At 37.5% G+C, this 13,321-nt stretch carries 17 protein-coding genes and 1 tRNA gene; 16 read left to right on the forward strand and 2 right to left on the reverse strand.

The genetic code is table 11. The features are described from left to right. Nucleotides 1–57 precede the first annotated feature (57 nt). From ACH3PA_RS03230 to ACH3PA_RS03250, 5 genes are all read left to right on the forward strand, one after another. Nucleotides 58–540: a TlpA family protein disulfide reductase gene (locus tag ACH3PA_RS03230; RefSeq protein ID WP_416440524.1), complete on the forward strand. Its 483-nt coding sequence runs from the start codon at nucleotides 58–60 to the stop codon at nucleotides 538–540. Further along, complete coding sequence (tpiA, locus tag ACH3PA_RS03235; protein WP_416440522.1) at nucleotides 537–1,286, forward strand: triose-phosphate isomerase; 750 nt, start codon at nucleotides 537–539, stop codon at nucleotides 1,284–1,286. The genes ACH3PA_RS03230 and tpiA overlap by 4 nt, the downstream gene beginning before the upstream one ends. Nucleotides 1,287–1,289: 3 nt before the next feature. After that, a complete protein-coding gene (prmA, locus tag ACH3PA_RS03240; protein ID WP_416440520.1) occupies nucleotides 1,290–2,126 on the forward strand; it encodes a 50S ribosomal protein L11 methyltransferase in 837 nt (278 codons plus the stop codon). A 21-nt stretch (nucleotides 2,127–2,147) separates the two neighbouring features. Then, nucleotides 2,148–2,423: an ATP-dependent Clp protease adaptor ClpS gene (locus ACH3PA_RS03245; protein WP_416440518.1), complete on the forward strand. Its 276-nt coding sequence runs from the start codon at nucleotides 2,148–2,150 to the stop codon at nucleotides 2,421–2,423. Nucleotides 2,424–2,548: 125 nt separating this feature from the next. Further along, nucleotides 2,549–2,625: transfer RNA gene (locus tag ACH3PA_RS03250), tRNA-Arg, on the forward strand. Nucleotides 2,626–2,696: 71 nt separating this feature from the next. On the opposite strand, the gene ACH3PA_RS03255 is transcribed toward ACH3PA_RS03250, so the two are convergent. Next, a complete protein-coding gene (locus ACH3PA_RS03255; protein ID WP_416440397.1) occupies nucleotides 2,697–4,448 on the reverse strand; it encodes an ABC transporter ATP-binding protein in 1,752 nt (583 codons plus the stop codon). A 122-nt stretch (nucleotides 4,449–4,570) separates the two neighbouring features. On the opposite strand from ACH3PA_RS03255, the gene ACH3PA_RS03260 reads away from it, so the two are divergent. The 10 genes from ACH3PA_RS03260 to ACH3PA_RS03305 all read left to right on the forward strand — a co-directional run bounded on the left by ACH3PA_RS03260 (nucleotide 4,571) and on the right by ACH3PA_RS03305 (nucleotide 12,200). Continuing rightward, nucleotides 4,571–4,804 carry a CBU_0592 family membrane protein gene (locus tag ACH3PA_RS03260; RefSeq protein ID WP_416440395.1) on the forward strand — a complete coding sequence of 78 codons (234 nt, stop codon included), beginning with the start codon at nucleotides 4,571–4,573 and terminating at the stop codon, nucleotides 4,802–4,804. Beyond that, a complete protein-coding gene (locus ACH3PA_RS03265) occupies nucleotides 4,801–5,199 on the forward strand; it encodes an ACT domain-containing protein (protein WP_416440393.1) in 399 nt (132 codons plus the stop codon). The genes ACH3PA_RS03260 and ACH3PA_RS03265 overlap by 4 nt, the downstream gene beginning before the upstream one ends. A 7-nt stretch (nucleotides 5,200–5,206) precedes the next feature. Continuing rightward, on the forward strand, nucleotides 5,207–5,641 hold the full coding sequence (locus ACH3PA_RS03270; RefSeq protein ID WP_416440391.1) for a hypothetical protein: 435 nt from the start codon (nucleotides 5,207–5,209) through the stop codon (nucleotides 5,639–5,641). Nucleotides 5,642–5,793: 152 nt separating this feature from the next. Continuing rightward, entirely contained in the window at nucleotides 5,794–6,048 is a 255-nt protein-coding gene (locus tag ACH3PA_RS03275; protein ID WP_416440389.1) for a hypothetical protein, read from the forward strand. Nucleotides 6,049–6,138: 90 nt separating this feature from the next. After that, the gene (locus tag ACH3PA_RS03280) at nucleotides 6,139–6,726 is read left to right on the forward strand and encodes an XAC2610-related protein (protein WP_416440387.1); all 588 of its coding nucleotides are present in this window, start codon (nucleotides 6,139–6,141) and stop codon (nucleotides 6,724–6,726) included. A gap of 265 nt (nucleotides 6,727–6,991) precedes the next feature. Next, entirely contained in the window at nucleotides 6,992–7,765 is a 774-nt protein-coding gene (locus ACH3PA_RS03285) for an OBAP family protein (protein WP_416440385.1), read from the forward strand. A 68-nt stretch (nucleotides 7,766–7,833) separates the two neighbouring features. After that, nucleotides 7,834–8,268: a hypothetical protein gene (locus tag ACH3PA_RS03290; RefSeq protein WP_416440383.1), complete on the forward strand. Its 435-nt coding sequence runs from the start codon at nucleotides 7,834–7,836 to the stop codon at nucleotides 8,266–8,268. A gap of 230 nt (nucleotides 8,269–8,498) precedes the next feature. Continuing rightward, on the forward strand, nucleotides 8,499–8,723 hold the full coding sequence (locus ACH3PA_RS03295; protein ID WP_416440381.1) for a hypothetical protein: 225 nt from the start codon (nucleotides 8,499–8,501) through the stop codon (nucleotides 8,721–8,723). An 82-nt stretch (nucleotides 8,724–8,805) separates the two neighbouring features. Further along, the gene (locus tag ACH3PA_RS03300) at nucleotides 8,806–9,270 is read left to right on the forward strand and encodes a Na(+)-translocating NADH-quinone reductase subunit F (protein WP_416440379.1); all 465 of its coding nucleotides are present in this window, start codon (nucleotides 8,806–8,808) and stop codon (nucleotides 9,268–9,270) included. Between the two features lie 188 nt (nucleotides 9,271–9,458). Then, entirely contained in the window at nucleotides 9,459–12,200 is a 2,742-nt protein-coding gene (locus tag ACH3PA_RS03305) for a PQQ-dependent sugar dehydrogenase (protein WP_416440377.1), read from the forward strand. A gap of 73 nt (nucleotides 12,201–12,273) precedes the next feature. Here the strand turns inward: ACH3PA_RS03305 and ACH3PA_RS03310 are convergent, their stop codons facing one another. Continuing rightward, nucleotides 12,274–12,651 (reverse strand): DUF423 domain-containing protein, encoded by a 378-nt coding sequence (locus ACH3PA_RS03310; protein WP_416440375.1) that lies wholly within the window; start codon nucleotides 12,649–12,651, stop codon nucleotides 12,274–12,276. A gap of 73 nt (nucleotides 12,652–12,724) precedes the next feature. On the opposite strand from ACH3PA_RS03310, the gene ACH3PA_RS03315 reads away from it, so the two are divergent. After that, on the forward strand, nucleotides 12,725–13,237 hold the full coding sequence (locus tag ACH3PA_RS03315; protein WP_416440373.1) for an adenine phosphoribosyltransferase: 513 nt from the start codon (nucleotides 12,725–12,727) through the stop codon (nucleotides 13,235–13,237). Nucleotides 13,238–13,321: the final 84 nt, after the last annotated feature.

Below are 13,321 nucleotides of genomic sequence, written 5' to 3' on the forward strand. Positions count from 1 at the left end.
TTCTATTTGTACATTAAAAATTCTAAACCTAATTTTATAGCTTATTCTCATTTTTTTATGAAATATATTTTAATCTTCTTAATTTTTAGCCTTAGCAGCCCGATTTTTGCTCAAAACGAGCGATTTTCTGAAGAAGCGCTTAGTGAAGATATGATCTCACTAGATGGTGATGCGGTAGATCTTGCATCGATTCTGGAAGAGAATCAAGGAAAGGAGATTTTAATAGATTTCTGGGCCTCATGGTGCAAAGACTGCATACAGGGTTTTCCGCATCTTAAAGAATTACAGGGAAATAATCCGCAGTTAGTATATGTTTTTCTGTCGCTTGATAAAGATGTCACATCATGGAACGAAGGAATAGAGCGTTTTAACCTGAAAGGAGAACATTATTTCGTGAAAGCGGGATGGAAAGGAGAACTGGGCAAGTCTGTAAATTTAGACTGGATTCCCAGATATATGCTTATCGATAAAAACGGAAAAATAAAACTAAACAGAGCAATAACTACAACTGATCAAAATCTAACAAAATTAATACGATGAGAAAACAAATAGTAGCCGGTAACTGGAAAATGAACAACGACCTTTCAGAAACTCAGGATTTAATCACCGGGCTTAAAGCCATACCAAAAACCTCTGATGCTGAAGTTATAATCGCACCATCATTCGTTTCATTATTCAACGCTTTTGAAAGTTTACGCGATAAAGATATTCATGTTGCAGCTCAAAATATGCATCAGTCAGATTCTGGAGCGTTTACCGGTGAGATTTCGGCACAAATGCTAAAAAGCGTAGGTGTAAAAACAGTGATCCTGGGTCACAGTGAACGCCGTGCATACTGTAATGAAGATGAAATTCTTTTAACCGAAAAAGTAAACACAGCCCTTAAAAATGGTATGCGTATCATTTATTGCTTTGGTGAAGAGTTAAAAGACCGCAATTACGGTGAGCATTTTGAAGTAGTGAACAAGCAGATCGCAAATGCTCTTTTTCACTTAGAAGCAGATTCATGGAAAGACATTATTCTTGCTTATGAACCAGTCTGGGCAATAGGAACAGGAGAAACCGCATCACCAGAGCAAGCTCAGGAAATGCATGCTTTTATCAGAAAAACTGTTGAAGATGAATACAGCAAATCTTTAGCTAATGATGTTACTATACTTTATGGTGGTAGTGTAAAACCAGCTAATGCGAAAGAAATCTTTTCTAAGCCAGATGTAGATGGTGGTTTAATAGGCGGCGCTTCATTAAAAGCTGACGATTTTATGGCCATTGTAAACGCTTTTTAACTAATGGCGGTAGCATACACAGAATATGACTTTAAGATAGAACCGCTCATTCCCGGAGTAGAGATCTTAATTGCTCAATTGGCTGAAATAGGTTTTGAAAGTTTTGAAGAAACAGATCTGGGAGTAAAGGCTTACATACAATCGGCAGAGATAAAAGGAGACCTTTTAAGCGATTTTGAACTACTTGCTGACGATACATTTGAAATTAGCTTTTCTAAAACTGAAATCGAGCCGGTTAACTGGAATGAAGAATGGGAAAAGAATTTTGAACCCATAGAAGTTGATGGTAAATGCACCGTAAGAGCTCCTTTTCACCCGGTTCCCGATACAGAATATGACATAGTCATAGAACCAAAAATGTCTTTTGGAACCGGTCATCATGAGACCACACATCTTATGATCAAACATATTTTAAAACTTGATCTTACGAGTAAAAAGACTTTAGACATGGGATGTGGCACTGGTATTCTTGCCATATTAGCCGCAATGCGCGGTGCAGATCCTGTTGAGGCCATTGATATTGACAACTGGTGTTATGAGAATTCACTAGAAAATGTTGAACGTAATAATATTAAGAACATAAGTGTCTATGAAGGTGACGTAAAACTGCTTGATGATAAACAGTATGACGTTATCATTGCTAACATCAACAGGAATATCTTACTAGCAGACATTTCTGTGTATGCGAGTTGTCTTTCTCCAGAAGGTATTTTACTGCTTAGTGGCTTTTATACAAAAGATATTCCGGCTATAACGAGTGAAAGCAACAAACACGGACTTAATTTTATCATGAATTTTGAAAAAAATAATTGGGTAGCTTGTAAATTTGTAAAAAACTAATTGTTAGTAATTTATAAACCAATGAGTATCAAAGAGAAAATTCAGGAAAAGGAAGATGTCCTCGTACAGGAACTTCTTAATAGTGAGATCGTTCTATATAATGATGATGTAAACACATTTGATTATGTAATAGAGACATTAATCGCAGCTTGTGAACATACACCTAACCAGGCTGAACAATGCTCTCTAATTGTTCATTATAAAGGCAAATGCACAGTAAAAACAGGTAGCTATGAAGAATTGGTTCCTAAGTGCTCAAAACTGCTTGAAGCGGGATTAAGTGCAGAGATCGTTTGATCTTACACGCACTCTGCAAAATGTGATTTCATTTATTTTTAAAAAGCACTTGTGCATACTTAAAATATAATTATATTTGCACCCGCAAAAAGGGTAAGAAATTATTTGCTTTTGCTGATTAAAAAGGCCTCGTGGCGCAACTGAATAGCGCATCTGATTACGGCTCAGAAGGTTACAGGTTTGAATCCTGTCGAGGTCACCATAAATTAAAAACCACATCTAAAAGATGTGGTTTTTTTGGTTTTAGACCTGATTTTTCTGCAAAACTAAGACTTATATCTTCGCCTGGTACGTATATAAATCGTGGTATCTTCCGCCTTGAGCGATTAAAGATTCATGAGAACCTATTTCTGCAATTTTGCCGTTTTCTATTACCAGAATTTTATCTGCTTTTTTGATCGTACTTAATCTGTGTGCAATAATAATAGTAGTACGATCTTTAATTAATTCTTGTAAAGATTTCTGTATCAATCCTTCACTTTCAGTATCCAGATTAGATGTGGCTTCGTCAAGAATTATGATCTTAGGATCTGCAAGAATAGCTCTGGCAATAGAGATGCGCTGGCGTTGCCCTCCAGATAATTTTACTCCCCGCTCCCCTATTAATGTATCTAATCCATCTTCAAAGCGATCTGTGAATTCATTTACATAACCCGCGTTCACAGCAGCCAGAAGTTCAGCTTCTGTAGCGTCTGGCCTGGGAAAAAGTATATTCTGCCTGATCGTTCCTTCAAATAAAAATTCATCCTGCAATACAACTCCCAGATGCTTACGATAACTATTTAATTGAACGGTAGAAAGGTCTACACCATCAATAAAAACGGTTCCTTCTATGGGTGTTATAAAACTGGCACAAAGCCCGGCAATGGTAGATTTACCAGAGCCAGAACTCCCCACAAGAGCAATAACCTGCCCTGCGCTTACATCAAGGCTAATATTATGTAGCACATTCTTCCCTTTAGTATATGCAAATGTCACATCCTGTAACTTAATGTGCCCACGCACATCATCAAGAGTTACTGTACGGTTTTGCATTTCTTCTTCGGTGGTCATATTCATAAGTTCTTCTGTGCGATCCAGACCTGCAAGAGCTTCAGTTAACTGGCTCCCAATATTGCTCATTTGCACGATAGGAGCAATCATAAAACCCAGCAGTAATGTAAAAAGCAAAAAGTCTCCTGTTGTCATGGTACTATGAATCATATAATAACCCCCTATTCCCATTATTCCTACAGAGGCCAGACCCAGCAAAAAAGTGGCAGAACTGGTCATAAAAGCGGTCGCTGTAAGGCTTTTTTTGACATTTTGAAATAAGCGCTCAACGCCTTCTTCAAAGATTTTATTCTCTTGCTGTTCTGCATTAAAACCTTTTATTACGCGCACTCCGGCAAGTGTTTCAGTCAATCTTCCGGTAACCTCAGCATTTATTTTTCCGCGGTCGCGAAAAATAGGTCGTATAAACTTAAAAGCCTTAAGCGCTACAAACCCAAAAATACCAACAGGAACAAAAACAAAAAGTGTCATCCATGCATTTATGCGTATCAATAAAACCAAAGATATTACCGCGGTGAGCGTTCCGCCTACGAGCTGAACAAGACCGGTACCAATAAGATTTCGCACACCTTCTACATCATTCATTATGCGAGAAACTAAAGCGCCAGATTTTGTATTGTCAAAAAAACTAATGGGCAGCGACAAAACTTTTTTCTGTACCTGTGTGCGCAGTTCGCTAATAAGATATTGCGCCTGCACACTTAGAAGTTTAGTAAGTAAAAACGACGTAATTGCCTGTACGAGCAGTGCCAGACCCACCATCCACAAGAGATTATAAAGTCCGCTAATGTCTTTATTTGGCACAATTTCATCAAGTAATTCTTTAGACTTGAGGGGCAACACAAAACCCGCCAACCTACTGATAATTATAAGGAATAGTCCCAGAAAAAGCAGCTTTCTTCGTGGCCAGACAATCGTTTTAAATGCAGAAGCTAAAGTTACTTTGCCTGTATTCTTATCTTTTTTAATCATATACTGTAAATGTAATGCAGCTCTGTATATGATTGTAATTAGTAAATCGCTATTTGTATTTAAAAACTTATTTTCGATGATCAAGTGAGCATATACTCATCTGTAACGTATAACAATGCACAATGGAAAAAGTAGACTGGATAGGTTTTATTGGTGTCTTATTAATACTCTCAGCTTACATTTTAAATATAAACGGAAAATTAGATAAGAGCAGTTTAGCATTCATACTTTTAAATTTAGCCGGCGCATCTTTAGCTTGTTTAGCGTCTGTATTAATGAATTATCTTCCGTTTATAATACTTGAAGGTGTTTGGGCGCTAGCCTCATTAATTTCATTAATAAAATATAAAAAGTGAGCGGAGAAACAGATTTAACTAACTTGCTAAAAGGCATGACTCCTGTGTTAAACGAGGGTGATTATGTTTTTGTTACTGTAAAAAATCTTGATAAAATTGGCAGAAATGACACGATCTGTGAATTTAAAGAAGAGGAAGGAACGACGATCGTGATCGAAAAAAATAAAGCTGATACCTTAAAATTGAATTATACATTTATCGCTTCATGGATCACACTTACAATTCACTCATCGCTTGATGCGGTGGGTCTTACGGCAGCATTTTCAGGAGCATTGGCAAAAAATGAAATAAGCTGTAATGTGATCGCCGGCTACTACCACGACCACATTTTTGTAGATAAAAAAGATGCCAAAAAAGCCATGCAAACATTAACCGCATTATCACAAAACGCCTAAGAATTCTATGAAAGATCAATCTTCTAAAAAGGCTAAGCTCACCCAAGCAATTGTTGCAATGATTGCAGCCGTCATTTCCTATTTTACCCTGCAGAATTTATTCTTTAAAAATGACGTAGAGTCTGAATTAAAAAAAGCTGCTGTAGAAGTCAATAAGCAAACCCCTTTGCAAATTGATCAATATACGCGGTTAGACAGCGCTTCGTCAAAAGGCAAAGAAAATTTCATCTATTATTATACGCTGGTAAATACTTTAAAATCTGAAGTAAATCTGGATACGGTTAATAAATACGTTAGAACTGGTTTAATTGATAACGTAAAAAATAGTCCTGAATTAAAACCATACAGAGAAAATAACATTACCATGAATTACAAATACTACGATAAGGAAGGAGAATTTGCCCTTGAGATTGCTGTAACACCAGATCTATATAACAACTAGCGAGTAATCTGATGCCATGCTTTTTTGCCTACAATTTTTGGCTTTTTCCATCCTTTTGCGGAAATCCCTCATACTAATAAGGGAAAAATAACTATTTTGAAATTTCAAAAACCACAGTCTCCCCTCTGTTATAAAACGAAAAATCAAAAAATATGAGTAAAATTAAATTTACCCTAGTTTTGTTATTTGCAGTTTCTTTAGAATGTTACAGCCAGCAAACCGGAAGCGGTGGAATTAAAAACACAGCGATCACAAGCGGAATAGGCTTAGGCAGTGTTTTAGCTGTTGTGCTTTCCTGGGAAAGAAATAAATCTGTCCTTTTAGCCTTTTTGCATGGAATCTTTAGTTGGTTCTATGTAATATATTTTGTCATTACCAGAAAACCCGAAGAAAGAAAACCAAAATAAAAAACAGCAGTTTACCATTAAAAATCGGGTAAAAACAGCTAAAAACCAGTACTTACCTCCTCTCCTCATACTAAACCTGCTAACTTTTTCATGAAAAAATATTTTCTCTTCATAATCTTCCTGTTCTCAGTCAAACTTTTTTCCCAAGAAATTTTGAAATTCAATGAAGCAGGATTTGAATTTTGTCTTACGAAAGTTTGTGAAGAGCAAGAGTGCGAAATAACAAAAATCGAGATTATCAAAAACGGAAGTTTATTACAAGAAATAACACCCGGTAAAAACTACTTCAGCACAACTTTTCCTAACGACCAGCTCTTCGCTATTGAAGACATGAATTTTGACGGAAAAATTGATTTTAGGCTGATTGAATTTCTGCCGGCCGGGCCTAATGTTCCTTTTCTCTTCTGGATATATAATCCGGCTAAAAATATCTTTGAAAAAAACACAGAATACGCAGCTATAACTTCACCTGAATTTGACCATCAAAAAAAAGAAATTAATAGCGCCTGGAGAGACGGCTGCTGTCGGCACGGGCGTGATATTTTTAAATTAAAAAACGGCGTCCCCAAAATAACAGAGCGATTTATAATAGGTCACAATGAAGAGGATAAAGAATATTACGAACATTGGAAAGCTGAAAACGGAAACTTAAAACTAGTTGAAAAAACTGTCGACTAAAAAACCCCCATACTCTTAAAAATCGCTCTTCTAACCACAAAAATCAGCTAAAACACATACAAAAACGCTTGCATTTTTAGGTGTTTTGAGCCGTCCATATCCTGTATCAGCATCATTAATCTTTGAAATTTTCCGGATAACAAATTTTATGTATTGCATTAATTTCACTAAAAGGCCTGTTGTAAATTGCTTATAGATTGAATAGTAGATAGGAATATTAACTATGGAGTTGTGCCTCTGCACTGCCATGATTAAACTTAAAAAAATGGAAAAGATTTATAAATTATTTTCATTAATCCTGATTACAGTACCATTAATAAGCTCCTGTGGTGATAAAACTGAATCTAGTACAGAACCACCCGGAAAGGAAAAAACTACAAAGACACAAGTTCTTGAAGCTGGAGCCGAAACCCTGCAAGGTAAAGACCCTTTTAAACCTATGGATATATATCTGGTAGGTTTTCATCCTATGAAAGATGATCCTACACATCAAATGGAAGCGCATCATTACTGTACACAAATTAATGAAGATTTTGCGCAGTGCGCCCTTTTTGACGGTAATACCGAAGATGCAAAACTTACCGGTATAGAATATATAATCTCAGAACGATTATTTGATTCTTTACCGCAAGCAGAAAAAAAATACTGGCATCCGCATAATTATGAAATACTTTCCGGCCAACTGGTTGCTCCGGGATTGCCAGATGTAGCAGAAGAAGAACTTATGGAGAGTAAAATGAACAGCTATGGCAAGACCTGGCACGTCTGGAGCACAGGAAGTGCAAACGCAGAGAATGGCTCAAGCTTTCCATATGGTGATCCTAAGCTCGCCTGGTCATTTAATCGAGACGGTGAGGCCAAACCAGAACTGGTAGAAAAACGCGATAAAAAAATGGGTATAGACAGCAAAGAAAAGCGGGAAGAAAGAAAAGAATTAATACCAAAGGCAAAACCGCAGGAAGGTGTAGATGTGCTTAAAAATAAATTTCCCGGTAAGACTGTATCAATACCCGGTGTAGAAAGTAAAGATCGCCCTTAACTAATTAACTTAAACAGGCTATGAAATAGCAACATTTTTCAAAAACCGATAAACCGGCTGGCGAGCGCGTGCGCAGAAATACAACCATTAAAAAGAACAGCAAAATTGATGAACAAACATTAGAGAACATACGCAGATTTTCTAAAAGTTCATCTACAGCAATATCAGACAGAATAAGTAAATTAGATAAAGAATGGGATATAGAAAGAGTGCTTGAAACAAATATGTCTATACTCGCTTTAACCGGTCTCGCGCTGGGTGTTTATCTCAATATTTACTGGTTCATTCTGCCGGGAGTCGTTTTACTTTTTTTCTTACAACATGCTTTACAAGGATGGTGCCCGCCGGTTCCGGTTTTCAGGGCGTTTAAGGTACGTACCCGCCCAGAAATTGATCGTGAAAAATATGCTCTAAAAGTACTTCGGGGTGATTTTAATAATCTCGATGATCTACCTGAACAAATGAAGGCTTCCTCTGCTCTTGAGGCTGTAAAGAAGATCTAGTTGAGTCGTGCAGAGAACTTGCTTCCTCACATTTTTTAGACATAAATAGCATACTGAAGCTAAATAACATTTCGCTTAAAGCGAAAAATCGTTCAAAAAAGGTAAAAAATCGGCGATTTTAAGGGTGATTTTTAAACGAAGGTTTAGCTTTCTATCGTAATGCCAGACTATTTTTACGACAAATTTTCTAGCATTGCTTAGCAACTTAAGACTTGTAAAACGAGAACAAAATGTTACAACTACGCTTAAATACTTCAGACAATATTAGCTTACAACAACGTGTTAATGCGCTTTTGATTCCTTCAGAAGTTATTCAGGATAAATTAGCAGAAGCACCTCTTTTAATTGACGGTGATCATAAAATCACCGGCAAAGTTGAGATTAATGAATACCTCGATAAACTAGACGGTTTTGTAAAGCAATGGTATGCTTGTCGCTGCGATATGTTTCCGTAACAATATTTCAATTAGTCAATATCTTTTAAATCAGGAATTAGCTCCTTTTTTGTAACTTTAATCTCAAGAAAAAGAATACGCTATGATTACTTCTCCACGTTTAGAACAAGCTATACGCAAATTATATACTGCTTTTCATAATGGCGAACTTCACCCTGAGTGCAGCAAAAGCTGCGCAGTGGGTAATATTTGTGATAATACAGAAGCCTGGAAACATCTTACAGATCAACACGGCTCTGTGGTTCTTAATTATGTAGGGAAAGTAAATGAAACCTTTGGTCGCAAAATAAATGGTTATTCCCCATTAGAGCTTCTTAAAATTGAAGCTGTTTTTTTACAAGGCTGTGGTTATTCTGTCCCTTTGCATCATAGAGGAAGAAAACCTAAAGATCCTACTTCTAAAGAAACACAATTTAACGGGCTTTGCGCTGCAATCGCATTTTTATGTGAGCTCGATAATGTGCCTAATGTCATGGATTATTCAAAACTGTTTGAAATCGACACCAATCAAAATGCGATTCACGAGTTGGCATTACCAGCTTTATAAGAGTAAAAAATGCTACAGTAACGATGTCACATCATTAACTACAGAAGCAAACTGATAAAAAATCGGTTGTTTTAATATCAAAATCGGGATTTTTCACCCGATTTTTTCGTTCTATAGTAATAATTAATTGTACTTTCATCATACACAACCTAATACTTAATTTTTCTTCGCTTAAACCAAATTTCTTAATGAAAAAACCAGTAATACTCCTGGCATCACTTCTGCTGTTTTCTATTCTAGCATGTGAGAGTGATAAAAAACAAAATCCAGATTTAGCCAGTGCAGACACAATGCCAGATGCAGATCGATTTACTAAAACGCAGCTTGTACAGGGCGACTTTTTTGAACCTACCGAGATGACCATTCTTCCAGATCTTGATATTCTGGTAGCACAAAGAAGGGGTGAAATTATGCTGTACAAGCAGGAAACCAAAAAGGTAACACAAGTAGGTTTTCTCGATGTTTACTGTAAAACGCTGCACACACCCGGCGTAAATGCAGAAGAAGGTGTAATGGGATTACAAAAAGCTCCTGATTTTGAAAATAACCACTGGGTGTACGCCTATTACAGCCCAACGGGAGATAGATCTATAAACCGTCTATCGCGTTTTAAATTTGAAGATGATACTTTTAAAACCGATACCGAGCAAACAATTCTAGAGATTGATACGCAACGCGAAATTTGCTGTCATACGGGAGGTTCTATCGCCTTTGGACCCGATAATTTGCTCTACCTGTCTACAGGAGATAATTCTACGCCTTTCGACGAAAAGAACGCAGAATATGTAAACAGTGGTTTTGCACCGCTTAACGATTTGCCAGACCATCGCCAGTTTGATGCACGCCGCTCTGCAGGAAATACAAATGACCTGAGAGGTAAAATTTTACGTATAAAAATAAATGAAGACGGGTCTTATGATATTCCCAGCGGTAATTTATTCCCTGAAGGAACTGATAAAACACGCCCTGAAATTTATACAATGGGACATCGCAATCCTTATCGCATTTCTGTAGATGCAAAAAACGGAAATCTTTATTGGGGTGATGTAGGTCCAGATGCAAATAATGACAGCTTGCAAACTCGTGGTCCTCGCGGTTATGACGAGGTGAACCAGGCAAGAAAACCAGGTAACTTTGGCTGGCCATTATTTATAGGTAACAACTATGCATATCGAGATTATGATTATGCTACAGGCAAAAGTGGTGAACCCTTTAATCCTGAAAAGCCTGTAAATGATTCTAAAAATAATACCGGTTTAGAAGAATTACCACCTGCGCAACCGGCTTATATTTGGTATCCGTATACAGCTTCAGAAGATTTTCCTGACGTAGGTCAGGGCGGTAGAAACGCGATAGCGGGACCTGTATATTATACAGATATGTATCCTAAAAAATCAGCTTTACCAGAATACTACAATGGTAAATTAATAATCTACGACTGGATACGTGGCTGGATGAAAGCCGTGACTATGAAACCAAACGGTGACTTTGAAAAAATGGAACCTTTCGCTCCCTTAATAAAAGTAAATTCTCTAATAGATATGGAAGTAGGTCCTGATGGTAAGATCTACCTGCTTGAGTACGGTAGCGGCTGGTTTACAAATAATGATGACTCGGGTCTGGCGCGTATAGATTACAATGGCGGTAACAGACCACCGTTAGTAGAAGGTCTAGAGATTGATAAAACTTCTGGCGCTGTACCGCTAAAAGTAAAAGTAGCAGTTAATGCCAGAGACCGTGAGAAAGACGAGGTTACTTATTTGTGGGATCTTGGTAATAACGAGACTAAAGAGACCACAGAGCCAGAGCTGGAATATACTTACTCAGAACCGGGTGAATATAAAATTTCTGTAAAAGTCACAGATAACAAAAATGCATCGGCGAGCAGTGATGTCATTAATATTTATGCAGGTAATGAAAGACCTAAAGTAGATATCGCGATCACAAAAGGAAACAAATCATTCTTTATGCCTGGTGTACCTATTCAATATCAGGTAAATGTTAGCGATAGTGAAGATGCAAGCCAGATAGACAGTACAAACGTTTATGTCGCTATAGATTATGCTGAAGGTTTAGATAAAGCTTCTTTGGCTATGGGTCATCAGGAAGTTGCTGCTTCTATCATGGGTAAAACCTTAACGCAAACTATGGATTGCCGCAGCTGCCACAAGATCAATGAGAAATCTGTAGGACCTTCTTATACAGCCGTTTCACAAAAATATAAAGACGATAAGAATGTCTATGATTATCTGGGCAAGAAAATCATTGCCGGTGGTGCGGGCGTTTGGGGTGAGGTTATGATGCCAGCGCATCCTACTTTAACATCAGAAGATACAAGACAGATCACAGCTTATATTTTGTCTTTAACTCAAGGCGAAAAAAACAAATCCCTGCCAGCTTCCGGGAAGATAATTCCACAAGAAAAACCTGCAGGCAATACACTGGTAGTGACCGCAAGTTATACAGATCACGGTGCTTCCGGAAGCAAATCCCTAACGGGGACATCTCAGCTTCTGCTACCCGGCAACAATATTTCTATTTCTGAAGACATGAAGACAGACGGTTTTAAGATCATGTCTATGGGCGGTAAAGACATGCTTATTAATCCTGAGAAAATGGGCTGGTTTGCAATACCTCATCTTGATCTTACAGATGTAAAAACAGCAAATCTTACAATTGGCTGGCAGGACACGTTAGACGCAGGTTTTGATTATGAGATCCATCTTGATGCACCAGATGGTAAACTAGTAGGTAAGGGAACGCTTCCGGCTTCTAAAGCTTCTCAAAAAACAGCTCAATTACCCATTCAAGTAGATCCGGTTACAGATGGTGATTTCCACGAAGTGTATTTCACGTATGTGCCTAAAAATTCTCCCAATCAAACCCAGTCAACATCTGCTGTGACAGGAATTGAATTTGAGGGCAAGTAAAAATATTTAAATTAAGAACCTTATAAATGCCTGTGAATTAGTAGCAATAACTAATCACAGGCATTTTTGCTTTCTAGATAAAATTGAGCAATAGCATAAACCAGCCTGCGGCCAGAAATAAGCCTCCTAACGGAGTTACAGGACCTAGAAATTTCCATTTTTTGCCGGCGGCTGCGCTAATGCACAAACCATAGATGCTAAAAGAGAATAAAAAGGTTCCTATAATAAAGCAATAAATCGCATACGTCTCCAGAGCGCTTGCACTGCCCAACACAAGACCAAGTACGACCAGAATTACTGCATGATACATCTGGTATTTTACCCCGGTTTCAAATGAATTGAGTTGATCTGCGGTAAACTTCTTTTTTAGCGCGTGGGCGCCAAATGCACCAAAAATAATAGCTAAAAAACCAAATAATGAACCAAAAATCTGGGCAAGTAAAATTTCCATAGAGAATGAATTAGATCATAGAAGTTTCAAAGATACGCTAGAGAACTTCAGCAGAAAATGATATATTTCTCCCATGAACCTGAAAGAATTTATACACGATATCCCAGATTTTCCTAAACCGGGAATAATTTTTAAAGATATAAGTCCGCTTTTGCGAAATCCTGAAGCCACCAGAGAAACTGTGCTGCAACTTGCTAAAGACTTAGACTCCACAAAAATAGATCAGGTTGTAGGCATAGAATCCCGCGGTTTCCTATTAGGTATTTTACTTGCTCAACATCTACAGGTGGGTTTTACACTTATGCGAAAACCGGGTAAACTCCCCGGCAGGGTTATTAAACAATCATACGCACTTGAATATGGTGAAGACGCTATTGAGATACAGGAAAATGCGATCAAACCAGGTCAAAAAGTTATTCTGCATGATGATGTTCTGGCAACCGGCGGTACAGCTGCCGCTGCACAACAACTTATACAAAGTTGCGGGGCAGAAGTCATTGAATTCAATTTTTTAATGGAATTAGATTTTCTAAAAGGAAGAGAAAAACTGGGTGAAACACCTATAAAATCACTCCTAAACTACTAAAAATCGGTTCTTTTTTATAAATATTTTAGGTAAACCTCAGACTATTTAAGCAAGACAATGAAATACACTATTCTAGTTTGGTTA

This window comes from Leeuwenhoekiella sp. A2 (assembly GCF_047946655.1).
In the GTDB taxonomy this organism is placed as follows: domain Bacteria; phylum Bacteroidota; class Bacteroidia; order Flavobacteriales; family Flavobacteriaceae; genus Leeuwenhoekiella.

What these genes read in the sequence shown, in the direction of transcription:
- ACH3PA_RS03245 (WP_416440518.1), top strand. Translation starts at nt 2,148, where the DNA reads ATGAGTATCAAAGAGAAAATTCAGGAAAAGGAAGATGTCCTCGTACAG.
- tpiA (WP_416440522.1), top strand. Translation starts at nt 537, where the DNA reads ATGAGAAAACAAATAGTAGCCGGTAACTGGAAAATGAACAACGACCTT.
- ACH3PA_RS03255 (WP_416440397.1), bottom strand. Translation starts at nt 4,448, where the DNA reads ATGATTAAAAAAGATAAGAATACAGGCAAAGTAACTTTAGCTTCTGCA.
- ACH3PA_RS03260 (WP_416440395.1), top strand. Translation starts at nt 4,571, where the DNA reads ATGGAAAAAGTAGACTGGATAGGTTTTATTGGTGTCTTATTAATACTC.
- ACH3PA_RS03285 (WP_416440385.1), top strand. Translation starts at nt 6,992, where the DNA reads ATGGAAAAGATTTATAAATTATTTTCATTAATCCTGATTACAGTACCA.
- ACH3PA_RS03305 (WP_416440377.1), top strand. Translation starts at nt 9,459, where the DNA reads ATGAAAAAACCAGTAATACTCCTGGCATCACTTCTGCTGTTTTCTATT.
- ACH3PA_RS03315 (WP_416440373.1), top strand. Translation starts at nt 12,725, where the DNA reads ATGAACCTGAAAGAATTTATACACGATATCCCAGATTTTCCTAAACCG.
- ACH3PA_RS03270 (WP_416440391.1), top strand. Translation starts at nt 5,207, where the DNA reads ATGAAAGATCAATCTTCTAAAAAGGCTAAGCTCACCCAAGCAATTGTT.
- prmA (WP_416440520.1), top strand. Translation starts at nt 1,290, where the DNA reads ATGGCGGTAGCATACACAGAATATGACTTTAAGATAGAACCGCTCATT.
- ACH3PA_RS03280 (WP_416440387.1), top strand. Translation starts at nt 6,139, where the DNA reads ATGAAAAAATATTTTCTCTTCATAATCTTCCTGTTCTCAGTCAAACTT.
- ACH3PA_RS03295 (WP_416440381.1), top strand. Translation starts at nt 8,499, where the DNA reads ATGTTACAACTACGCTTAAATACTTCAGACAATATTAGCTTACAACAA.
- ACH3PA_RS03275 (WP_416440389.1), top strand. Translation starts at nt 5,794, where the DNA reads ATGAGTAAAATTAAATTTACCCTAGTTTTGTTATTTGCAGTTTCTTTA.
- ACH3PA_RS03310 (WP_416440375.1), bottom strand. Translation starts at nt 12,651, where the DNA reads ATGGAAATTTTACTTGCCCAGATTTTTGGTTCATTATTTGGTTTTTTA.
- ACH3PA_RS03230 (WP_416440524.1), top strand. Translation starts at nt 58, where the DNA reads ATGAAATATATTTTAATCTTCTTAATTTTTAGCCTTAGCAGCCCGATT.
- ACH3PA_RS03300 (WP_416440379.1), top strand. Translation starts at nt 8,806, where the DNA reads ATGATTACTTCTCCACGTTTAGAACAAGCTATACGCAAATTATATACT.